The sequence below is a fragment of the Nocardia sp. 149-1B genome (genome assembly GCF_057747975.1).
Window position 1 is genome coordinate 4,842,836 of the sequence record NZ_CM173233.1, and the last position, 21,095, is coordinate 4,863,930.

Annotated in this window: 20 protein-coding genes and 2 tRNA genes; 9 read left to right on the plus strand and 13 right to left on the minus strand. The window is 70.2% G+C overall.

Going from position 1 to position 21,095, the window contains the following annotated elements; genetic code table 11:
• The first annotated feature begins 2 nt into the window (after positions 1 to 2).
• Positions 3 to 1,121 carry an N-acetylglucosamine-6-phosphate deacetylase gene (gene nagA, locus AC3ANS_RS23235; protein ID WP_488293937.1) on the plus strand — a complete coding sequence of 373 codons (1,119 nt, stop codon included), beginning with the start codon at positions 3 to 5 and terminating at the stop codon, positions 1,119 to 1,121.
• 124 nt (positions 1,122 to 1,245) lie between these two features.
• Here the strand turns inward: nagA and AC3ANS_RS23240 are convergent, their stop codons facing one another.
• From AC3ANS_RS23240 to dnaA, 12 genes are all read right to left on the minus strand, one after another.
• Positions 1,246 to 2,232: an Ig-like domain-containing protein gene (locus AC3ANS_RS23240; protein WP_488293938.1), complete on the minus strand. Its 987-nt coding sequence runs from the start codon at positions 2,230 to 2,232 to the stop codon at positions 1,246 to 1,248.
• Positions 2,233 to 2,340: 108 nt separating this feature from the next.
• Positions 2,341 to 2,416 (minus strand) — tRNA-Ala (locus tag AC3ANS_RS23245).
• A 34-nt stretch (positions 2,417 to 2,450) separates the two neighbouring features.
• Entirely contained in the window at positions 2,451 to 2,576 is a 126-nt protein-coding gene (locus tag AC3ANS_RS23250) for a DLW-39 family protein (RefSeq protein WP_488293939.1), read from the minus strand.
• Between the two features lie 34 nt (positions 2,577 to 2,610).
• Positions 2,611 to 2,687: transfer RNA gene (locus AC3ANS_RS23255), tRNA-Ile, on the minus strand.
• A gap of 73 nt (positions 2,688 to 2,760) precedes the next feature.
• Complete coding sequence (locus tag AC3ANS_RS23260; RefSeq protein ID WP_488293940.1) at positions 2,761 to 3,279, minus strand: DUF3566 domain-containing protein; 519 nt, start codon at positions 3,277 to 3,279, stop codon at positions 2,761 to 2,763.
• 6 nt (positions 3,280 to 3,285) lie between these two features.
• Positions 3,286 to 6,015, minus strand: a complete 2,730-nt coding sequence (gene gyrA, locus AC3ANS_RS23265; protein WP_488293941.1) for a DNA gyrase subunit A — start codon at positions 6,013 to 6,015, stop codon at positions 3,286 to 3,288.
• 54 nt (positions 6,016 to 6,069) lie between these two features.
• On the minus strand, positions 6,070 to 8,154 hold the full coding sequence (gyrB, locus tag AC3ANS_RS23270; RefSeq protein WP_488296554.1) for a DNA topoisomerase (ATP-hydrolyzing) subunit B: 2,085 nt from the start codon (positions 8,152 to 8,154) through the stop codon (positions 6,070 to 6,072).
• Between the two features lie 344 nt (positions 8,155 to 8,498).
• Positions 8,499 to 9,035, minus strand: coding sequence for a DciA family protein (locus AC3ANS_RS23275; RefSeq protein WP_488293942.1), 537 nt, complete (start codon positions 9,033 to 9,035; stop codon positions 8,499 to 8,501).
• Positions 9,025 to 10,173 (minus strand): DNA replication/repair protein RecF, encoded by a 1,149-nt coding sequence (recF, locus tag AC3ANS_RS23280; RefSeq protein ID WP_488293943.1) that lies wholly within the window; start codon positions 10,171 to 10,173, stop codon positions 9,025 to 9,027. The genes AC3ANS_RS23275 and recF overlap by 11 nt, the downstream gene beginning before the upstream one ends.
• Before the next feature lie 156 nt (positions 10,174 to 10,329).
• The gene (gnd, locus tag AC3ANS_RS23285) at positions 10,330 to 11,232 is read right to left on the minus strand and encodes a phosphogluconate dehydrogenase (NAD(+)-dependent, decarboxylating) (protein WP_488293944.1); all 903 of its coding nucleotides are present in this window, start codon (positions 11,230 to 11,232) and stop codon (positions 10,330 to 10,332) included.
• 75 nt (positions 11,233 to 11,307) lie between these two features.
• On the minus strand, positions 11,308 to 12,447 hold the full coding sequence (dnaN, locus tag AC3ANS_RS23290; protein WP_488293945.1) for a DNA polymerase III subunit beta: 1,140 nt from the start codon (positions 12,445 to 12,447) through the stop codon (positions 11,308 to 11,310).
• Positions 12,448 to 12,847: 400 nt separating this feature from the next.
• Positions 12,848 to 14,290 carry a chromosomal replication initiator protein DnaA gene (dnaA, locus tag AC3ANS_RS23295; protein WP_488293946.1) on the minus strand — a complete coding sequence of 481 codons (1,443 nt, stop codon included), beginning with the start codon at positions 14,288 to 14,290 and terminating at the stop codon, positions 12,848 to 12,850.
• 606 nt (positions 14,291 to 14,896) lie between these two features.
• Between dnaA and rpmH the strand changes: the two genes are divergently transcribed.
• From rpmH to AC3ANS_RS23335, 8 genes are all read left to right on the plus strand, one after another.
• Positions 14,897 to 15,034, plus strand: a complete 138-nt coding sequence (gene rpmH, locus AC3ANS_RS23300) for a 50S ribosomal protein L34 (RefSeq protein ID WP_056156542.1) — start codon at positions 14,897 to 14,899, stop codon at positions 15,032 to 15,034.
• 35 nt (positions 15,035 to 15,069) lie between these two features.
• Positions 15,070 to 15,423 carry a ribonuclease P protein component gene (gene rnpA, locus AC3ANS_RS23305; protein ID WP_488293947.1) on the plus strand — a complete coding sequence of 118 codons (354 nt, stop codon included), beginning with the start codon at positions 15,070 to 15,072 and terminating at the stop codon, positions 15,421 to 15,423.
• On the plus strand, positions 15,420 to 15,698 hold the full coding sequence (gene yidD, locus AC3ANS_RS23310; RefSeq protein ID WP_488293948.1) for a membrane protein insertion efficiency factor YidD: 279 nt from the start codon (positions 15,420 to 15,422) through the stop codon (positions 15,696 to 15,698). Before rnpA ends, yidD begins: the two co-directional genes overlap by 4 nt.
• Positions 15,699 to 15,701: 3 nt before the next feature.
• On the plus strand, positions 15,702 to 16,835 hold the full coding sequence (yidC, locus tag AC3ANS_RS23315) for a membrane protein insertase YidC (RefSeq protein ID WP_488293949.1): 1,134 nt from the start codon (positions 15,702 to 15,704) through the stop codon (positions 16,833 to 16,835).
• Positions 16,832 to 17,470 (plus strand): Jag family protein, encoded by a 639-nt coding sequence (locus AC3ANS_RS23320; RefSeq protein WP_488293950.1) that lies wholly within the window; start codon positions 16,832 to 16,834, stop codon positions 17,468 to 17,470. Before yidC ends, AC3ANS_RS23320 begins: the two co-directional genes overlap by 4 nt.
• 80 nt (positions 17,471 to 17,550) lie before the next feature.
• A complete protein-coding gene (rsmG, locus tag AC3ANS_RS23325; protein ID WP_488293951.1) occupies positions 17,551 to 18,228 on the plus strand; it encodes a 16S rRNA (guanine(527)-N(7))-methyltransferase RsmG in 678 nt (225 codons plus the stop codon).
• 77 nt (positions 18,229 to 18,305) lie between these two features.
• Positions 18,306 to 19,313: a ParA family protein gene (locus tag AC3ANS_RS23330; protein ID WP_488293952.1), complete on the plus strand. Its 1,008-nt coding sequence runs from the start codon at positions 18,306 to 18,308 to the stop codon at positions 19,311 to 19,313.
• Entirely contained in the window at positions 19,310 to 20,299 is a 990-nt protein-coding gene (locus AC3ANS_RS23335) for a ParB/RepB/Spo0J family partition protein (RefSeq protein ID WP_488293953.1), read from the plus strand. The genes AC3ANS_RS23330 and AC3ANS_RS23335 overlap by 4 nt, the downstream gene beginning before the upstream one ends.
• 27 nt (positions 20,300 to 20,326) lie before the next feature.
• On the opposite strand, the gene AC3ANS_RS23340 is transcribed toward AC3ANS_RS23335, so the two are convergent.
• The gene (locus tag AC3ANS_RS23340; RefSeq protein WP_488293954.1) at positions 20,327 to 21,094 is read right to left on the minus strand and encodes a lysophospholipid acyltransferase family protein; all 768 of its coding nucleotides are present in this window, start codon (positions 21,092 to 21,094) and stop codon (positions 20,327 to 20,329) included.
• Between the last annotated feature and the right edge of the window lies 1 nt (position 21,095).

The window sequence follows — 21,095 nt, forward strand, 5'->3', positions numbered from 1 at the left end:
TCGTGCTCATCACTGCGGATCAGGTCGTCACCCCGGCGCGGACTCTCGCGCCGGGGTGGCTGCTGGTCGACGGCGACCGGATCTCGGACGTCGGGGAGGGCGAGCCGCCGCGGCCCGCGGACGTCACGCTGGCCGGAGCCACCCTGGTGCCGGGGTTCGTGGACGTGCACACCCACGGTGGCGGAGGAGCGTCGTTTGACGGTGGCGACCCGCAGGCGGTGGGGATCGCCGTCCGCACCCATCTGGCGCACGGCACCACGACGATGGTCGCCAGCCTGGTCACCGCTCCGCAGGAGACGCTGCTCGGCTCGGTGTCGCGCCTCGCGGAGCTCGCCGACGACGGTGTGGTCGCCGGCATCCACCTCGAGGGTCCGTGGCTGAGTGCCCGCCGGTCCGGCGCACACGACCCACGGCTGCTCTGCGACCCGGCACCGGCCGACGTCGACGCGCTGGTCGAGGCCGCCCGGGGCCACCTGCGGATGGTGACGCTTGCCCCCGAACGCGCTGGTGGTCTCGACGCGATCCGCCGGCTGGGCCGGGCGGGCGTCGTGAGCGCCATCGGCCACACGGACGCGACGTACGACCAGGCGTGCGCGGCGCTGGACGCCGGCGCCACCGTGGGCACCCACCTCTTCAACGCGATGCCCGGCTTGCAGCATCGAGCCCCCGGGCCGGTGGCGGCGCTGCTCGAGCGCGACGAGGCGTACGTGGAGCTGGTCGCCGACGGCGTCCACGTCCACCCCGCGGCGCTGCGGGTGGCGGCCCGGGCCAAGCCGCACCGGACGGTGCTGGTCACCGACGCCATGGCGGCCGCAGCGGCCGAGGACGGCGACTACCGGCTCGGGCGCCTGGTCGTCGAGGTGCGCGGCGGGGTGGCCCGGCTGGCCGGCAGCGACACGATCGCCGGGTCGACACTGACGATGGCGGACGCGGTGCGGTACGCCGTCCACCAGATCGGGCTGCCACTCGAGGCCGCACTCCACGCCGCCACGCTCGCGCCGGCCGCGATGCTCGGCCTCGACGACGTCGGGGCGCTGGTGCCGGGACGCCGCGCCGACGCGGTGGTGCTGGAGGATCTCGCCGTACGCCGGGTGCTGCACCGCGGCCGCTGGGAGGGCTGACCTCCTCGATCGGGGCCGCGGCTCGTCGCGGTCCGGACACGTGGGTGGAGCCTCGAACCCCTCACCCCCATCACCTGGAGGCCGACCATCACGACCGACGGCGCACTCACTGCACGCGCGGGCGCTACCTCGTGACGATCAGCGTGCGCTGCTGGCCTGTCGACGGCTGGTAGGTCGTGTTGCCGACGTATCGCGCGACAACGGAGTATGTGCCCGGCTTCAGCTGCGGCAGCACGAAGCGCGCCGTGCCGTTGCGCAGGGTCCGCGTCTGCGACCAGTCGCCCAGGCTCATCAGGACCTTGCCGGTGACGATGACGTTCTGGCCGGTCACCTCGACCCGAGCCCGACCACGCTCGCCCGCCCCGACCTGTGGCTTGGAGAGGATCGTGAACGTCCTGGTGGCGACCTTCCCGACCCGGATCGCGTTGGTCGTCCGCGGTGTGAGCGTGCCGCCAGCGATCATCTGGAACTGGGTGAGGGAGAGACCGATGTACTCCAGCCGGGCGGAGACCGACTTGCCGGCGTCGGCAGCAACCGGCGTGTACGCCGTCAGGTTCGTTCCCCCGCCGATCGGCACGCCGTTGCGCAGCCAGGTCACGGTCGGCGCGAGGGCCGCTCCCACCCGGCCCAGGTAGTCCAGCAGGCTGGACATACCGGGTGAGAACGTCATGGTCAGCGGAGCGCCGATCCGCCCAGGGCCGGTGAGGCTCGCCGGTTGCGCCCCGGTGATCGTGACCGGCGTGTCCTGACCGGCCTGGACGGCGAGCTCGCCGTTCGGCAGAGCCGTCCCCCCGCTCACGGCCGCGAAGTCGCAGACGTCGATGCCGGCGCACTGGAGCCCGCCCCACGGCGTGATCGCCACGACGGCGTACGCCCCGGCCGGCAGCGTGAACGCGTGCGAGGCCGTTCCCTGCTGGCTGTCGCCGGCGACGCCCTGGCCGGAGACCACGTAGGTCATCCCCGGCATCGGACCGCCGTGCTCGTCGACGAGGTTCACCGTGAGCGTGCCCGGGGCGGGAGCCGCGTCCGCTGCCGTGGCGCCGAGTGTCCCAGCGGCGCTGAGGGCGAGAGCGGTGGCGACGACAGCGGCGCACAAGCGCAGGGATCGCACGGGAGACCCTTCCGGAGGCGGTCCCGAGACGACCGCGTCAGGCTAGCCGGGGTCGCGCCGCCGTACGGACATGGTCTGGACACGCGCCGACGGCGGGAACGAGCAGAGTGGTGGAGCCTAGGGGACTCGAACCCCTAACCCCCTGCTTGCAAAGCAGGTGCGCTACCAATTGCGCCAAGGCCCCGTGACGGTCTCGACGACCAGGGATCGGGGAGAGCTCAGGGCCGGTCGACCGGGTCGGTCGCCTCGGCCCACAGGGCCTGCTCCTGCTTGCTCTCGTCCATCTTGCGCTTGGCGAAGACGGCGCCGCCGACCGCCAGCAGGACGAGGAGGATCTTCTTCATCGGTGCTCCCACGGGATCGGGGTGGTGGTGCGGATGGTGGGCCTAACAGGACTTGAACCTGTGACCTCTTCCTTATCAGGGAAGCGCTCTAACCGTCTGAGCTATAGGCCCGGGACCGAGGGGAGACACTACCGGACGGCGGAACCCCGCGACAAAACGGGCCCTACCGTACGGCGACCTGCGATCAGCGGTCGTCCTCGGCGAGGGTGAGCTCGACGCCGCCGACCAGGGCCGCCGACATGTTGTAGAGGAACGCCCCCAGGGTGGCGATCGCGGTGATCAGCACGACGTCGACGACCGAGACCAGGATCGTGAAGCCCATGACCCGGGACAGCCCGACGTACTTCTCCACGTCCCAGTCGGCCGCGTCCTGACCGCCCACGACGTCGCGCACCGTGCTGTTGATGGAGTCCCAGACCCCAGCTGCCGAGAGCACCGACCAGATGATGAAGACCGACACCACGGTCACGACCGCGAACGCGACCGCGAGCAGGAACGCCGTCTTCATCACCGACCACGGGTCGACCCGGGTCAGCCGGAGGCGGGCGCGGCGTGGGGGTCGTCGCCCGGCAGCGGCCTTGGCGGACGCCTTGCCGGACTCGGGTCGCGCGTTGGCACGGTGCTCATCGGCGGCGTTGCTCAGCTTGGCCGAGATCCGCTCGCCGAGGGGTGCGCGGACGGCGGTGTCCTGGCGGTCGGTCATCAGCCGTCACTCTCCTGCGTCGGTATCAGGCTCGGTGTCACCCTCGCTGTCGGCCTGGCTCGTCACCTCAGACGCGCCAGACTCCTCGATTGTTGCATCCGTACCCTGATCCGACGACTCGTCAACCTCGGTGCCCTCGCCGTCGGCGACCTGGTCGTCCTCGGTCTCCTCGTCACGGGCCTCCACCGACCTGGCCACCACCGCGACCGCGTCACCCGACTTCGGCGTCACGAACTTCACGCCCATGGTCGAGCGTCCGGTGGGCCGGAAGTCGGCGTTGATCGGGCTGCGGACGACCTGGCCGTTCTGCGTGATCGAGAGGATCTCGTCGCCCTCGACCACGATGAACGCACCGACCAGGTGGCCGCGCTCCTCGTTCTGGAGCGACATCGCCTTGATGCCGAGGCCGCCGCGCGACTGGAGGCGGTACTCCGAGATGCGCGAGCGCTTGGCGAAGCCACCGTCGGTGATCGTGAAGACGTACTGCTCCTTGACGTCGGGCAGGTCACCGGCCGCGGTGGACTCGCCGGCCGCCTCGGCCTTCGCCTGGGCGGCCTCCTCGGCCGCGACCTGCTCGGCCCGGATGACCGACATCGACAGCAGCGAGTCGCCCGCGCGGAACTTCATGCCCGCGACACCGGAGGTGGCCCGGCCCATCGGCCGCAGCTGGCTGTCGTCGGCAGGGAAGCGGATCGCCTGACCCTTGCGCGACACCAGCAGGATGTGGTCCGCGGCGTTGACCAGCTCGGCGCCGATCAGCTCGTCGTCGTCCTCGCGGAAGTTGATCGCGATGACGCCGGCCTGGCGGGGGCTGTTGTAGTCGCCCAGTCGCGTCTTCTTCACCAGGCCGCTGCGCGTGGCCAGCACGAGGTACGGCGCCTGCTCGTAGTCACGGATCGCCAGCACCTGGGCGATGTTCTCGTCGGGCTGGAAGCTCAGCAGCCCGGCCACGTGGCCGCCCTTGGCATCGCGTGACGCCTCGGGCAGGTTGTAGGCCTTGGTGCGGTAGACCCGGCCGGCGGTGGTGAAGAACAGCAGCCAGTGGTGGTTGGTCGTCGAGATGAAGTGCTCAACGACGTCGTCGCCGCGCAGGGTCGCGCCGCGCACGCCCTTGCCGCCGCGCTTCTGGGTGCGGTACTGGTCGGCACGGGTGCGCTTGGCGTAGCCACCCCGGGTGATGGAGACGACGAGCTCCTCGTCGGGGATCAGGTCCTCCATCGAGAGGTCGCCGACGGCCGCGATGATCTGGGTACGCCGGTCGTTGCCGTACCGCTCGACGATCTCGCCGAGCTCGTCGGCGACGATCTGCCGCTGCCGCGCGACATTCGCGAGGATGTCCTGCAGGTCGGCGATCTCGAGCTCGATCTCGGCGAGCTGGTCGACGATCCGCTGCCGCTCGAGCGCCGCCAGACGGCGCAGCTGCATGTCCAGGATCGCGTTGGCCTGGATCTCGTCGATGTCGAGCAGCTCGATCAGGCCCTGGCGTGCGTCGTCGACCTCGGGCGAGCGCCGGATGAGCGCGATCACCTCGTCGAGCATGTCGAGCGCCTTGACCAGGCCGCGCAGCACGTGGGCCCGCTTCTCGGCCTCGGCGAGGCGGAACTCGGTCCGGCGCCGGATCACCTCGATCTGGTGGGTGACCCAGTTGCTGATGAACTGGTCGATCGTCAGGGTGCGCGGCACGCCGTCGACCAGCGCGAGCATGTTGGCGCTGAAGTTGGTCTGCAGCTCGGTGTGCTTGAGCAGGTTGTTGAGCACCACGCGCGCGACGGCGTCGCGCTTGAGCACGATCACCAGACGCTGGCCGGTGCGGTCCGAGGTGTCGTCGCGGACGTCGGAGATGCCCTGCACCTTGCCGGAGTCGGCGAGCTCGGCGATCTTCAGCGCGAGGTTGTCCGGGTTGACCATGTAGGGCAGCTCGGTGATCACCAGGCAGGTGCGGCCCTTGGCGTCCTCGTCGACCTCGATCACCGCACGCTGGGTGACCGACCCGCGGCCGGTGCGGTAGGCCTGCTCGATGCCCTGCCGCCCGACGATCAAGGCGCCGTTGGGGAAGTCGGGGCCCTTGATGCGCTCGATCAGCGCGTCCTGCAGCTCCTCCCGGCTGGCGTCGGGGTGCTCGAGGGCCCACCGGGCACCCTCGGCGACCTCACGCAGGTTGTGCGGCGGGATGTTGGTGGCCATGCCGACCGCGATGCCGGCCGAACCGTTGACCAGCAGGTTGGGGAACCGGGCGGGCAGGACCACCGGCTCCTCGGAGCGACCGTCGTAGTTGGGCTGGAAGTCGACGGTGTCCTCGTTGATGTCGCGGACCATCTCCATGGCCAGCGGCGCCATCCGGCACTCGGTGTAACGCATCGCGGCCGCCGAGTCGTTGCCCGGCGAGCCGAAGTTGCCCTGTCCCTGGACCAGCGGCGCGCGCATCACCCAGGGCTGCGCGAGCCGGACCAGGGTGTCGTAGATCGCGGTGTCGCCGTGGGGGTGGTACTGACCCATGACGTCGCCGACGACGCGCGAGCACTTGGAGAACCCGCGGTCGGGGCGGTAGCCGCCGTCGTACATCGCGTAGAGCACCCGGCGGTGCACGGGCTTGAGCCCGTCTCGCACGTCGGGGAGCGCCCGGCCGACGATGACCGCCATCGCGTAGTCGATGTAGGCGCGCTGCATCGAGGTCTGCAGCTCGACGGGCTCGATACGGCCGCCGGGTCCGCTGCCGTCAGTGGGGGTCTCAGTCACTGGTCTTGTTCTCTCTGGTCGGCTCTACCGGAATCTAGGTCTATTGCTAGACGGCTAGATATCCAGGAATCGGACGTCCTTGGCGTTGCGCTGGATGAAGGATCGGCGCTGCTCGACGTCCTCACCCATGAGGATCGAGAAGATCTCGTCGGCGTGGGCGGCGTCGTCGAGGGTCACCTGCAGCATCAGCCGCTGCTCGGGGTCCATCGTGGTCTCCCACAGCTCCTTGGCGTTCATCTCGCCCAGACCCTTGTAGCGCTGGACGGGGTTCTCCTTGGGCAGCTTCTTGCCGGCCGCCTGCCCGTCGCGCAGCAGGGCGTCGCGCTCGGAGTCGGAGTAGACGAACTCGTGCTCGTGGGGCTTGTTCCACCGCAGCCGGTAGAGCGGCGGCTGAGCCATGTAGACGTAGCCACCCTCGATCAAGGGCTTCATGAACCGGAACAGCAGGGTCAGCAGGAGCGTGTTGATGTGGTGGCCGTCGACGTCGGCGTCGGCCATCAGCACGACCTTGTGGTAGCGCAGCTTGTCGATCGCGAACTCATCCTGGATGCCGGTGCCCAGTGCGGAGATGATCGACTGCACCTCCTGGTTGCCCAGGACCTTGTCGATGCGGGCCTTCTCGACGTTGAGGATCTTGCCGCGGATCGGGAGGATCGCCTGGATCCGCGGGTCGCGACCCTGCCGGGCCGAGCCACCGGCGGAGTCACCCTCGACGATGAAGACCTCGCACTCGGCGGGGTTGGTCGACTGGCAGTCCGACAGCTTGCCGGGCAGGCCGGTTCGGCCGAGCAGGCCCTTGCGGTCGCGAGCCAGGTCACGCGCCTTGCGCGCGGCGATGCGGGCCACGGCTGCGGCCTGCGACTTGCGGATGATGTCGCGACCCTCGGCGGGGTTCTGCTCGAGCCAGGCACCGAGCTGGTCGTTGACCACGCGCTGCACGAACCCCTTGGCCTCGGTGTTGCCGAGCTTGGTCTTGGTCTGGCCCTCGAACTGCGGCTCGCCCATCTTGATCGAGATGATCGCCGTCAGGCCCTCGCGGATGTCGTCTCCCGAGACCCGGTCCTCGGGCTTCTTCATCAGCCCCCACTCGAAGCCCCAGTTGTTGACCAGCGAGGTGAGCGCCGCACGGAAGCCCTCCTCGTGGGTGCCGCCCTCGTGGGTGTTGATCGTGTTGGCGAAGGTGTGGACCGACTCGGAGAACGAGGTGTTCCACTGCATCGCCACCTCGAGGCTCATGTGGTTCTCGACCGACTCGGGGGTGTGCGCCTCGAAGGCGATGACCGTCGGGTTCGACGGCGTCTTGCGGCGGTTGAGGTGCTCGACGTAGTCGACCAGGCCGCGCTCGTACTTGAAGACCTGCTCGAGCGCGCCGGCGTCACCGCGCTTGATCGCGTCGTGGCCGGCGTCGTCGATGGCGTTGTCGACCGTGTCGTCCTCGACGGCGTCGAGAATCTCGGCGGCCGCGGGCCGCTCGTCGCGCACGACGATCTCGAGACCCTTGTTGAGGAAGGCGTACTCGCGGATCCGCGCCGTGATCGTCTCGAGGGAGTACGTCGTGGTCTCGAAGATGTCGGGCGAGGCCCAGTACGTGATCGTGGTGCCGGTGCGCTCGCCGGGCTGCATCGCGCGAACCTCCTCGAGCGGCCCCTCGGGGACGCCGATCGCGAAGCTCTGGCGCCACAGGTGGCCACGGTTGCGGACCTCGGCGACCACGCGGGAGGACAGCGCGTTGACGACGGAGACGCCCACGCCGTGCAGACCGCCGGAGACCTTGTAGCCGCCGCCGCCGAACTTGCCGCCCGCGTGCAGCACGGTCAGCGCGAGCGTCAGCGCGGGCAGCTCCTGCCCGGGCGCCGTGTCGGTGGGGATGCCGCGGCCGTTGTCCTCGACACGCACGGCGCCGTCGGCCATCAGCGTGACCACGATCCGGTCGCAGTAGCCGGCCAGGGCCTCGTCGACAGCGTTGTCGACGATCTCCCAGATCAGGTGGTGGAGACCGCGCTCACCGGTCGAGCCGATGTACATGCCGGGCCGCTTGCGGACCGCCTCGAGACCCTCGAGGACCTGGATCGCGGAGGCGTCGTACTCGACTCCGTTGGGCCGGCGGTCGGTGGTCTCGGGTGTGGCGCCTTCGTCGATCGGCGTCTCGGCCGGCTTCTCGATCGGGGTCTCGTCCGACACACACACCTCTTCGCGACGGGCCGCCGGCACGGGGCCGGGGCGTTGAACACACGCACCTGTGACATGGCAGATAGACATGCACAGGGCCGCCGCACGACAGGCTGACGACCCGATCCCCATGATAGCGCTCTGAGGCCCCTATCCCACGCGCGCGACCCGGAGCCTGGGGACAACCGCCGGAAAATGCACCTCTGAGCGGCTCGTGAGGGCCTCCGGGAGCGCCCAGCAGGGGTGGAGATGGGTCCCCATACCTGCGCGACCGCCTCAGATCGCCATATCGCCGGTCAGCCGACCGGAGATCCTCAGCCGTAGGTGTCGCGGGGCCCGCGGCCGTCGCGGACCGAGCGCGGGCCCTTCTTCCAGGTCGGGCCGTGCGGTCCGAGGACCTCGATCAGCGTGACGGTGCCGTGACCGAGCTCCTCGTTGAGCCGGCGTACGACGGTCGGCGCGAGCAGCCGGAGCTGGGTCGCCCAGGCGGTGGAGTCGGTGCGCACCACCAGCCGCCCCTCGGCGAAGGACTCCGGCGTGCAGTGCAGCCCGATCTCGGCGCCGACCAGCTCGGCCCACCGCCCGAACACCCCGTGCACCCGCAGGTCGAGCTCCCACCCGTGGTCGTCGACGAGCCGCGAGAGCGTCGTGTCGAGGAGCTGCGGGTCGCGGTCGTCGGGGTGGGCGCCGCTCACCCGGCCCCGGGTGGGGGCGTCCTTGCGGCGGACCTTGCGGCGTGCGGCCGGGGTCGACTTCGCGGTCGCGCGCGTCAGCGCCTTGGCCAGGTCGAGTCCGTCGTCGCGTCGTTCGGGCTCACCCTCCGTGCCGGGGACATCGCCCTCAGTCGTCATCGACCCGGACCACCTCACCGTTGCCGACGCTGAAACGGGTGCCGGCCAGCCCGTCCGGCACGTCCGCGGCGACCGCGGCCGTGACCAGCACCTGCTCGGCGCCGACGACCAGGTCCGCGAGCTGGGCGCGCCGCTCGGTGTCGAGCTCGGCGAAGACGTCGTCGAGGATCAGGATCGGGTCGTCGCCGTCCGCGCGCAGCAGGTCGTACGACGCCAGCCGCAGCGCCAGCGCGAAGGACCAGGACTCCCCGTGCGAGGCGTAGCCCTTCACGGGCAGCCGGCCCTCGCCCGGACCGTGCCCGAGGCTGAGCACCAGCTCGTCACGGTGCGGGCCGACGAGTGAGACCCCGCGGTCCAGCTCGTCGCCACGGCGCCTCTCGATCTCGGCGAGCAGCGCCTCGACCAGGTCGGCGCGACCGGTCCGGCCCTCGAGGTCGAAGGACGGCTTGTAGTCGATGTCCGCGTCGTCGCGGCTGGCCCCGCGTGCCACGGTCTCGTAGGCCTTGCCGACGTAGGGCCGTAACGCCTCCACCAGCGCCAGCCGCTCGGCGAGCAGCTCCGCACCGACCTCGGCGAGGTGCTCGTCCCAGACCGCGAGGGTCTCTGGTGGCGACGACCGACGGCCGGCCTGGCGCACGGTCTTCAGCAGGGAGTTGCGCTGGCGCAGGATCCGCTCGTAGTCCGCGCGGACACCGGCCAGCCGGGGTGCGCGCAGCACCAGGAGGTCGTCGAGGAACCGACGCCGGTCGGCGGGGTCGCCCTTGACCAGCGTGAGGTCCTCGGGCGAGAAGACCACCGTGCGCACCAGGCCGACCAGGTCCCGGGCGCGGGGGAGCGGCGAGCGGTTGACCCGCGCCCGGTTGGACCGTCCGGGGTTGAGCTCGATCTCCAGGACCGCCGTACGCCCGTCGCGCACGACCGCGGCTCGCACCACCGCCTGCTCTGCCCCGGCGCGCACGAGCGGCGCGTCGCTCGCGACCCGGTGCGAGCTCAGCCGGGAGAGGTAGTCGATCGCCTCGATCAGGTTGGTCTTGCCCTGACCGTTGCGGCCGACGAACGCGGTGACCCCGGGGGACAGCTCGACCTCGGCCGTGGCGTAGGACCGGAAGTCGTGGAGGCTCAGGTGCGATACGTACATGGCCGCTCGCGAGGTCGGTGCGGCGCAGGTGCGACAGGCCCGCTCCCGCCGAGTCGGCGCAGTACGGTGCTCGCTTCGCTGCGCTCCGTTTCCGCCGACTCGGCTACGGCTGCGCTTGCTCGCTGCGCTCGCGCGCAGCTCCTCGGCTCGCGCGCCTCACTCACCCACGTCTCCTCCGGCTGGAGGCTCGGTGTGCACGGCGTGCCCGCCGAACTGGTTGCGCATGGCGGCGACCGCCTTCATCGCCGGGCTGTCGTCCTGCCGGGAGGTGAACCGGGCAAACAGCGACGCGGCGATCACGTGCATGGGTACGGCGTTGTCGATCGCGGCCTCGACGGTCCACCGGCCCTCGCCGGAGTCGTCGGCGTAGCCGGCGATCTTGTCGAGGTGGCCGTCCTCCTCGAGCGCGGCGACGAGGAGGTCGAGCAGCCAGGAGCGGATGACGGTGCCGGAGCGCCAGGAGTCGAAGACCTCGGTGACGTTGTCGACCAGGTCGACCTTCTCGAGCAGCTCCCAGCCCTCGGCGTAGCTCTGCATCATCGCGTACTCGATGCCGTTGTGGACCATCTTCGCGAAGTGCCCGGCGCCGGGCTTCTTGCCGGCGTGGACGAAGCCGCCCTCCTCGGGCTTGAGCGCGTCGAGAGCGGGCTGGACCTTCGCCACGTCCTCGTCGGTGCCGCCGCACATCAGGGCGTAACCGTTCTTCAGACCCCAGACGCCGCCGGACACACCGCAGTCGACGAAGCCGATGCCACGCTCGGCGAGGAGCTCCGCGTTGACCTGGTCGTCGGTCCACCTGCTGTTGCCGCCGTCGACGACGAGGTCGCCCTCGGCGAGGAGGCCGGCGAGCTGACGGATCGTGTCGCGGGTCGGGTCACCGGAGGGAACCATGACCCAGACGACCTTGGGGGAGGGCAGTCGCTCCACCATCGCCTCGAGGCTGTCGGCGTCTGCGAGATCCGGGTTGCGGTCGAAGCCGACCACGGTGTGCCCTGCATCGCGGAGCCGGGTGCGCATGTTGCCACCCATCTTGCCGAGGCCGACGAGTCCAATGTCCATGTCACGACACTAGCCGGGCGCGACGAAGGAGTGCACGGCGTGTGGCCGGAGGTCGAGCCGGCCCGCGAGGCCGCGTCAGGACAGCAGGCGGCGCGGCATCAGCAGGTAGCGGAACGACGAGTCGGTGTCGCCCTCGTCCACGGAGCCGCTGATCACCACGGGCTTGGAGGCCTGGGTGAAGGCGAGCTCGACCACGGTCTGGTCGATGGCGGTGAGGCCGTCGAGCAGGAACTGCGGGTTGAATCCCGTGGTGATGTCCTCACCGGTGATCGTCGCCTCGATGGACTCCGAGGCCTGGGCCTCGTCACCCGATCCGGCATCGAGGGTGAGCACTCCGTCGCTGAACGCCAGCTGCACCGCCGTGTTGCGCTCGGCGACCAGCGCCACGCGCTTGACCGACTCGACCAGCGCGGCCTTCTCGACCAGCGCGGTGGTCTGGTGCTCACCCGGGAACAGGCTGCGGACCTTCGGGAACTCCCCGTCCAGGAGGCGGGTGGTCGTACGACGCAGCCCGCCGGGCCCGTGGCCCTCGAAGCCGATGATGCCTTCGCCCGAGCCCGTCGTGGCGAGGGCGATGGTGACCTCGCCGCCGCCGGTGAGCGACTTCGCGGTGTCGCCGAGCACGCGGGCGGGGACCAACGCGGCCGCGGACTCGTCGGGCGTGCGTGGGCTCCACTCGAGCTCGCGCAGCGAGAGGCGGAACCGGTCGGTGGCGAGCAGGGAGATCGTCGACCCGTCGATCTCGATGCGCACGCCGGTCAGCACCGGCAGCATGTCGTCGCGACCCGCGGCGGTGACCGCCTGGGCGACCGCGTGGGCGAAGGCCTCGCTCTGGACCGTGCCGGTCGCCGCGGGCATGTCGGGCAGCGAGGGGTAGTCCTCGACCGGCATGGTCTGGAGGCTGAACCGGGCCGAACCACAGGTGAGCGAGACCCGGGCTCCGTCGAGCACCATCTCCACGGGCTTGGCCGGCAGGCTCCGGCAGATGTCGGCGAGCAGGCGGCCGCTGACCAGGGCCTTGCCCTCGTCGTTGACCTCGGCCGCGAGGGTCGCACGAGCGGAGGTCTCGTAGTCGAACGTGGAGAGCACCAGGCCGTCGTCGCTCGCCTCGATGAGGAGGCCGGCGAGGACAGGGACGCTGGGACGGACGGGGAGGCTGCGAGCAGCCCAGGCGACGGCATCGGCGAGCACGTCGCGCTCGACGCGGAACTTCACGATGGTTCCTTCGGGTCGGCTCGGTGGAGCGGGTGTGGAACGACAGGTCGTCGAGGGACGACATGAACTTGTCGGGATCCGCATCCTGCCATGCAGGGCCGACGCGTGGGAGTTGTCCCCAGGAAGGTGCCCAGTTGGATGTTCACTGAGGATTGATCACTCTGGAGGTACGGAGGAGTCATAGCGTCGGTGGAATCTGTGGAGAACCCGCGTCGTCCCAGGTCAGAACGGCGATTCGTCGTGCACAGGGGCTGTGGAACGACAAATGCATGACTCGCGGGCCGTGTGGATCGGGAGCGGTCCGTCGCGGCCCGGTCGTCGTTCGTCCACAGGGTGTGCGGCGAGACGTCACGCGAACCCACACTCTTTCCACAGGCTGGGGGTGAGTGACATGGGCGGCTCAGCCCTGCCTGGCCTGCAGCTTGACCCGGTTGGTGAGCTCGCTGACCTGGTTGAAGACCGCGCGCCGCTCGGCGAGGAGCTGGTTGATCTTGCGGTCGGCGTACATGACGGTCGTGTGGTCGCGGTTGCCGAACTGAGCGCCGATCTTGGGCAGCGACAGGTCGGTGAGCTCCCGGCACAGGTACATCGCGATCTGGCGCGCCATCACCAGGTGCCGGCCGCGGCTCGGGCCGGTGAGCTCCTCGATCGAGAGCCCGAAGTACGCCGCTGTCTGGGCGATGATCAAGGCGGCGGTGATCTCGGGCTCGCCGCCCTCGGGGATCAGGTCCTTGAGCACGATCTCGGCCAGGGTCATGTCGACCTCCTGGCGGTTGAGGTTCGCGAAGGCGGTGACCCGGATCAGAGCGCCTTCGAGCTCGCGGATGTTGGTCTGGATCTTGGAGGCGATGAACTCGAGGACGTCCGGGGGCGCGGTCAGCCGGTCCATCGCCGCCTTCTTGCGCAGGATGGCGATGCGGGTCTCGAGGTCGGGCGGCTGGACGTCGGTGATCAGGCCCCACTCGAACCGGTTGCGGAGCCGGTCCTCGAGCGCCTCCAGGCGCTTGGGCGCGCGATCGGAGGTCAGCACGATCTGCTTGTTGGCGTTGTGGAGGGTGTTGAACGTGTGGAAGAACTCCTCCTGGGTCTGGGTCTTGCCCTCCAGGAACTGGATGTCGTCGATCAGCAGGACGTCCACGTCGCGGTAGCGGCGCTTGAACCGGTCCTGTCGGTCGTCGCGGATCGCGTTGATGAACTCGTTGGTGAACTCCTCGCTCGACACGTAGCGCACCTTGGCGCCGGTGTAGAGGGAGCGCACGTAGTGGCCGATCGCGTGGAGCAGGTGGGTCTTGCCGAGCCCGGAGTCGCCGTAGACCAGCAGCGGGTTGTAGGCCTTGCCGGGCGCCTCGGCGACAGCGACGGCTGCGGCGTGCGGGAAGCGGTTGGACGAGCCGATGACGAACGTCTCGAAGGTGTACTTGGGGTTGAGCCGCGTCTCCAGCGAGGTCGGCCGTGCTCCCAGGTCGGCGGTCTCGGGAGGGGCCGGCGCGACCGCCGGGGGCTGGTGTTCGACCCGCAGGTTTGTCGACATGTCGACCTGTTGACTTGTCGGCTGTTCGTGGTGTTCTGGGGGAGCCGGTGCGTCGGACTCCTCGAGCTGGGGATTGACCGTGACCGCGATGCGGATCTCGCGCCCGAACCGGACGGTGAGCGCGTCCTCGAGCTGGGCGCGCAGGCGCCCCTCCAACTGGTTGCGCGTGAAGTCGTTGGGCACGGCCACGATCGCCGTGCTCTCGTGCAGCGTCACCGGCTCGCTGGCGCGCAGCCAGGCCCGCTGGTTCGGCTGCAGGTCGTCGACCACGCCGCGCCAGGCGACGCCGAGGTCCGAGGTGCTCTGGTCCACCGCTCCCGCTTTCTACAGTCGTCTCCCGGCCGTCCTGCCGTGGCCGGGGCCCCCATCGTCGGGGACGCTCGCCGGTCCCGCAGGAGAACCGGTGACCCCGGGGGGCACCGCCGTGTGTCCACAACTTTGTCCACAGGTTGTGAACCCGACCCCCTCCTTGTGGAGAGACTCGGTCCGAGACCATCCCGCGGCCGTCTCGGATCGACATCTGTGCAGGTCAGGGGCGGAATCTCGCTGATGTGGCGGGCGTCACACGACCTGGTGGTCCGGGGGGCGACGAGGATGACGGGGAACCTCGGTCCAAGTGAACGTAACAAGCGGTACGGCGTGGCGGCAAGCCGTCATCCACAGGCGGGAGGGCACCGGGACGCGGACCCTGTGACGGTGCCTCGGCGCTGGTTTGACCCTGTGGTTCGCCAGCGCGTACCGTTGCTCGGTCACCCGGTGTCGACCGGTGCCGCATGTCCACGAAAGAGCAGTTGCCCACAGGGGCTGGTTCGTGGGTGGGCGGTGCCAGCCGAAAGGCGCATCACGTGTCCGACCAACGGCACCGCACTGCCGCTCCGGCCCGGAGTGACTGCCCTGACCCACGATGGAGAGAAGCTCGTGAGCAAGCGTACGTACCAGCCGAACAACCGCCGCCGTCACAAGGTGCACGGATTCCGTCTGCGCATGCGGACCCGCGCGGGCCGCTCGATCCTGTCCTCGCGCCGTCGCAAGGGCCGCAAGAGCCTCGCCGTCTGACGGCAGGGCTCTTCGCCCGCTCCCGGGTCGACCTCGTGCTTCCCGCGCCGCACCGATTGCGTGACGGCGCCACGTTCCGCGACGCGATCCGGTCCGGCCGCCGCGCCGGACGCCGGACGCTGGTCGTGCACCTGCTGGCGGACGACGCCGGCGGGGATTCGCCGGCCCGCGTCGGGTTCGTGGTGAGCAAGGCGGTGGGCAACGCCGTCGTTCGCAACCAGGTGAAGCGACGCCTTCGACACCTCGCCCGGGAGCACGTCTCGACGCTCCCGGGCTCTGCTGTGCTCGTGGTGCGGGCGTTGCCGCCGGCGGCGGGTGCCTCCTCCGCGGAACTCGGCGCCGATCTCGAGCGTTGCCTCCAACGGACCCGCGCGGAGGTGACCAGGTGAGGTACGACCCGCTTCGGCTCCTGCTCATCGGGTTCCTGCGCGTGTACCGGCTGCTGATCAGCCCGCTGTACGGCCAGGTCTGCCGTTACCACCCCTCGTGCTCGGCGTACGCACTGGAGGCGGTGACCGAACGCGGCAGCGTGATCGGCACCTGGCTCAGTGTGCGGCGCCTGGCCCGGTGCCACCCCTGGGCGGCCGGCGGGTACGACCCGGTGCCGCTCCGCCCGTCCCGCGTCCGCGCGGGCTCAACTCCCTCACCCCAGCAAGGAGCCTGATCCGTGGGATTCCTCGGCGACATCGGCCACTTCATCATGACGCCGCTGTACTACGCCATCTCAGCGGTCCTCGTGGCCTGGCACTGGCTCTTCAGCTCGGTCCTGCAGATGGACCCCCACGGTGGCGGGACGTGGGTGCTCTCGATCATCGGTCTCACGTTGACCGTCCGCGCGGCCCTGATCCCGCTGTTCGTGAAGCAGATCAAGTCGAGCCGGAACATGCAGCTCATCCAGCCCAAGGTCAAGGAGCTGCAGAAGAAGTACGGGCACGACCGGGAGCGGCTGGCCCAGGAGACGATGAAGCTGTACAAGGAGAGCGGGACCAACCCGTTCGCCTCGTGTCTGCCGATCATCATCCAGATGCCGATCTTCCTGGCACTGTTCCGGCTCCTTGATCACCACGCTGCGAACGGCTCCGGCATCGCGTTCCTCAGCGACAAGCTCGCGTCGAGCTTCGGCAACGCCAAGCTGTTCGGCGAGATCCCGCTCAAGGCGACGTTCCTCAAGCCCGAGGACTCGATGGCGGTGCAGATCGTGGCCGCGTTCCTGGTGGTCGCGATGACCGCCACCACGTTCACCACCCAGCGTCAGCTGATGAGCAAGAACATGCCGCCCGACGCACTCACGGGTCCCTACGCCCAGCAGCAGAAGCTGCTGCTCTACGTCCTCCCCGTGGTGTTCGCCGTCGGTGGTATCGCGTTCCCTGTGGGCGTGCTCTTCTACTGGACCACCTCGAACCTGTGGACCATGGGCCAGCAGTTCTACGTGATCCGCAACAACCCCGCCCCGGGCACCGCAGCGGCCAAGGCGAAGGCCGAGCGCGACCGCGTCAAGGCGCTGCGCCACGGCCATGGTCACGGCACGAGCGGCGACGCGGCGGAGATCGCTGTCGCCGAGCCGGAGGCCCCGCGGCCGCAGGCCCGGCAGCAGCCGAAGAAGCAGACCCGCGAGCAGCGGAAGAAGGGCGCTGCGCCCCGCCCGGCCCCGAAGCCGAGTGCGCCGTCGGCGAGTGCGCCGTCCGCCGAGGACCAGGGTCCGGCCGACGGCGCGGGCAAGCCGCCTGCGAAGACTCAGGGGAAGCGTCCGCCGACGGCCAAGCCGAAGACCAAGCCCAATCCCGAGGGGGAGCAGCAGTGAGTGACGACGTGATGAGCGACCAGGACCCCGAGACCCTCGGGCAGGCGGCCGACGGTGCCGCGGACGAGACCACCGAGGAGCTGACGGCCGAACAGGTCGACTCGATCGTCGATGAGTCGGCCGAGCAGGACGCGCAGGACGATGACTCCGACGGCGAGAGCACCCCGAAGGTGTCGCGTCTGGAGCAGCTCGAGCAAGAGGGGGACATCGCGGCCGACTACCTCGAGGAGCTCCTCGACATCGCCGACCTCGATGGCGACCTGGACATGGACGTCGAGGGTGATCGGGCCGCGGTGTCCATTGTTGGTGCCGAGCTCTCCCAGCTGGTGGGCGCGCGTGGCGAGGTCCTCGAGGCACTGCAGGAGCTGACCCGCCTGGCCGTCTACCGCGAGACCGGTGAGCGGTCCCGGCTGATGCTGGACATCTCCGGCTACCGCGCGCAGAAGCGTGAGGAGCTCGTGAAGCTCGCCGAGGCTTCGGTCGCCCAGGTCCGTGAGACCGGCGAGAGCGTGCGCCTGGACCCCATGTCGCCGTTCGAGCGCAAGGTGGTCCACGACGCCGTCGCGGCCGCCGGACTGACCTCGGAGTCGGAGGGCGTGGAGCCCCGGCGACGCGTGGTGGTGCTCCCGGGCTGATGTCCGCCGACGATGTTTCACGTGAAACGCCCTCCGTGCCCGACGTGGCCCGGAGGGTGTTTGCGTCTGAGCGGTTGCCCTTGGCCGAGCGGTACGCCGAGCTCCTGGCCACCGACGGCGTCGTGCGCGGCTTGATCGGACCCCGGGAGGCTCCCCGGCTCTGGGAGCGGCACCTGGTGAACTGCGCCCTGCTCGCCGACCAGATCCCGGACGGGGCTTCCGTCGCTGACCTGGGCTCCGGCGCCGGCCTCCCCGGTGTCGTGCTGGCGATCGCCAGGCCGGACCTTCGTGTGACGCTCGTCGAGCCGCTGTTGCGACGCACCACGTTCCTCGAGGAGGTCGTCGCCGAGCTCGGACTCGGCCCGGCTGTCGAGGTGGTCCGGGGGCGCGCGGAGTCGCTGCACGGCGCTCGTCGATTCGACGTGGTCACCTCGCGGGCGCTGGCGCCTCTGGTGCGACTTCTCGGCTGGTCGATGCCGCTGGTCGAGCCGACCGGCGCTCTCCTGGCCATGAAGGGGTCGTCGGTGACGGCGGAGATCGAGAGCGCCCGCGACGACCTGGCTCGGTGGGGCTGCACGGAGCCGGAGGTCCGCGTGCTCGGTGAGGACGCGGGCTCCTCGACCACCTTGGTGGTCCGGGTGGCCTGGGCCGATCCGGGGCGGGTATCTTGGCCAGTTGCGTCACCGGCTTCCAGTCCGGGACGCCAGCAGCGCGCGGCACGCAAGCGCGGCCGATCGAACCGGAGGCATGGGGCGTGAGTGAGTTTTCCACCGGTGCTGAACCGTCGGCTGAGCGTGGTTTTCCACAGGTGCCGGCCGACTATCCACAGGAAGACGTGATCGAGCCCGTGGCCGATGTTTCACGTGAAACCGAGTCCTCCCCGCTGGTCGTCGGATACCCGGTGCGCACCGCGGCCGACATCGCGGTGGGAGCGCCCGACTTCGACCACGACCATGCCACCCCGCTCGCCCGGGCCGCGGAGCACGTCGTGCTGGCCCGCCACGGGGCCCGCCTGCGGCCCGCGCTGGGCCGGCCGAGTGCGACCCGCGTGTTCGTGGTCGCCAACCAGAAGGGCGGGGTCGGCAAGACCACGTCCACAGTGAACGTCGCGGCGGCCCTCGCGCAGCTCGGCCAGCGCGTCCTGGTCATCGACCTCGACCCGCAGGGCAACGCGTCCACCGCGCTCGGGGTCGACCACCATCGAGGCGTGGCATCGACCTACGACGCACTGGTCGACGGCGTGCCGCTCGCCGAGGTGGCCACCGCGAGCCCCGAGGTCGAGAATCTCACCGTCGTGCCCGCGACGATCGACCTCGCCGGTGCCGAGATCGAGCTGGTCTCGGTCGTGGCGCGTGAGGGCCGACTGCGCAAGGCGATCCTGGGCCACCCGCTCGTCGGATCGGCCGCCGACCTCGGCGACGACCGGCTCGACTACGTCCTCATCGACTGCCCGCCGTCCCTGGGCCTGCTGACGCTCAACGCGCTGGTGGCCGGCAACGAGATGATGATCCCGATCCAGGCGGAGTACTACGCCCTGGAGGGCCTGGGCCAGCTCCTCGAGACGGTCGAGATGGTCAAGGCCCACCTCAACCCCACCCTGGACGTGTCCACGATCCTGGTCACCATGTACGACGCGCGCACCCGGCTCGCTGCAGGGGTCGCCGAGGAGGTCCGTGACCACTTCGGCGACCAGGTCCTCAAGACCGCGATCCCGCGCTCGGTGCGGGTCTCCGAGGCGCCGTCGTACGGCCAGACCGTGATGACCTACGACCCGGGGTCGCCGGGAGCGCTGTCCTACCTCGAGGCCGCGCGCGAGATCGCGATCAAGGGAGCAGCCTCATGAGCACGCACCGTCCCCAGCAGCGCCGCGGACTGGGCCGCGGGCTCGGATCCCTGATCCCCACGGCGCCTCAGCACGACGAGGCCTCCGGAGACGCCGGCGACTCCCGGTCCGAGGGTGCGGCGTCGATCGACGGCGGGCTCGCCCCCGGGTCGGGCGTCCAGCTGGCTCCGGTGGCCGGTGCCCACTTCGCCGAGGTCCCGGTCGGGCAGATCCGCCCGAACCGGGTCCAGCCGCGCCAGGTGTTCGACGAGGAGGCGATGGCCGAACTCGTCCACTCGATCCGCGAGATCGGGGTCCTGCAGCCGATCGTCGTGCGGCGCCACGGGCCCGAGGACTACGAGCTGGTGATGGGCGAGCGCCGGTGGCGCGCCACGCAGCTCGCCGGGCTCGACACCGTGCCGGCGATCGTCCGGGAGACCGATGACGACGCGATGCTGCGCGACGCCCTGCTGGAGAACCTGCACCGTTCCCAGCTGAACCCACTGGAGGAGGCCGCGGCCTACGCCCAGATGCTCGACGACTTCGGGTGCACGCACGAGGAGCTCGCGAGCAGGATCGGCCGGTCCCGGCCCCAGATCAGCAACACGATCCGGCTGCTGAAGCTGAGCCCCGCGGTGCAGCGGCGGGTGGCCGCCGGTGTGCTCTCCGCTGGTCACGCTCGATCGCTGCTCGCCGTCGACGACGCCGACCTGCAGGACCGGCTCGCCCAGCGCGTGGTCGCCGAGGGCATCAGCGTCCGCGGCCTGGAGGAGATCGTCGCTCTCCGTGACGCGGACCGGGCCCCGGCCCGCGCCGCCCGCGCCAAGCCGGTCGCACCCGGGCTGGCGGATCTCGCGGAGCGCCTCTCCGACCGTTTCGAGACCCGGGTCAAGGTGGACCTGGGCCGGGCGAAGGGCAAGATCACCGTCGAGTTCGCCTCACTGGACGACCTGCGCCGGATCGTGGACATCATGGACCCGCGCAACCGCAACGACAGGCCGATCTAACGCTTTAGCGACAAGTCGGTTTGTCGACTAATTGCCTTGTCGCTTCAATGCCCGGCGCTCGGCTCGGCGGCGCTTCTCCTCAGCGTCCATCCGAACCGCCTCCTCGGGCGTGGGCGCGCTGCCGCCGTACGACGCCGGCAGCCACCACGAGCCGGGAGGTTGCTCCTCGGCGGGGTAGGACCGGATCGTCTCGTCGAGGAGTCCGGCCATCACGGCCTTGAGCTCCGCGGTCTCTGCCACCGGATCGGCCCCGGTCGGTCGCAGTGGCTCACCGACCCGGATCGCGATCGTCTTGCCGCGGGAGAGGTCGCGCGGGTGGTCCTTGGTCAGCATCCGCTGGGTGCCCCAGAGGATCACCGGCAGCACCGGGACGCCGGCCGCGGCCGCGATCCGTACCGCTCCGGTCTTGAACTCCTTGAGCTCCATCGACCGCGAGATCGTGGCCTCCGGGAAGATCCCCACGGCCTCACCGGCTCGCAGGTTGTCCACGGCGGTGTGGAACGACGCGATGCCCTCACCACGATCGACCTCGATGTGGTGCATCGAGCGCATCACCGGACCGCCGACCGCGTGGTCGAAGATCTCCTTCTTGGCCATGAAGCGGACCAGCCGGCGCGAGGGGTGGGCGGCGAACCCGCCGTAGATGAAGTCGACGTAGCTGACGTGGTTGCAGGCCAGCAGCACCCCACCCGAGCGCGGGACGTGCTCGGTGCCGGTCATCACGAAGCGCTGTCCGAGCAGCCGGAAGCCCGTCTTGGCGGCGAGGATCACCGAGGGATAGGTCAGGTCGCGCACG

Coding starts and splice junctions, on each gene's coding strand:
- gnd (WP_488293944.1), bottom strand. CDS start 11,232: ATGGACATTGGACTCGTCGGCCTCGGCAAGATGGGTGGCAACATGCGC.
- AC3ANS_RS23335 (WP_488293953.1), top strand. CDS start 19,310: ATGAGCACGCACCGTCCCCAGCAGCGCCGCGGACTGGGCCGCGGGCTC.
- AC3ANS_RS23275 (WP_488293942.1), bottom strand. CDS start 9,035: ATGACGACTGAGGGCGATGTCCCCGGCACGGAGGGTGAGCCCGAACGA.
- AC3ANS_RS23260 (WP_488293940.1), bottom strand. CDS start 3,279: ATGACCGACCGCCAGGACACCGCCGTCCGCGCACCCCTCGGCGAGCGG.
- recF (WP_488293943.1), bottom strand. CDS start 10,173: ATGTACGTATCGCACCTGAGCCTCCACGACTTCCGGTCCTACGCCACG.
- AC3ANS_RS23250 (WP_488293939.1), bottom strand. CDS start 2,576: ATGAAGAAGATCCTCCTCGTCCTGCTGGCGGTCGGCGGCGCCGTCTTC.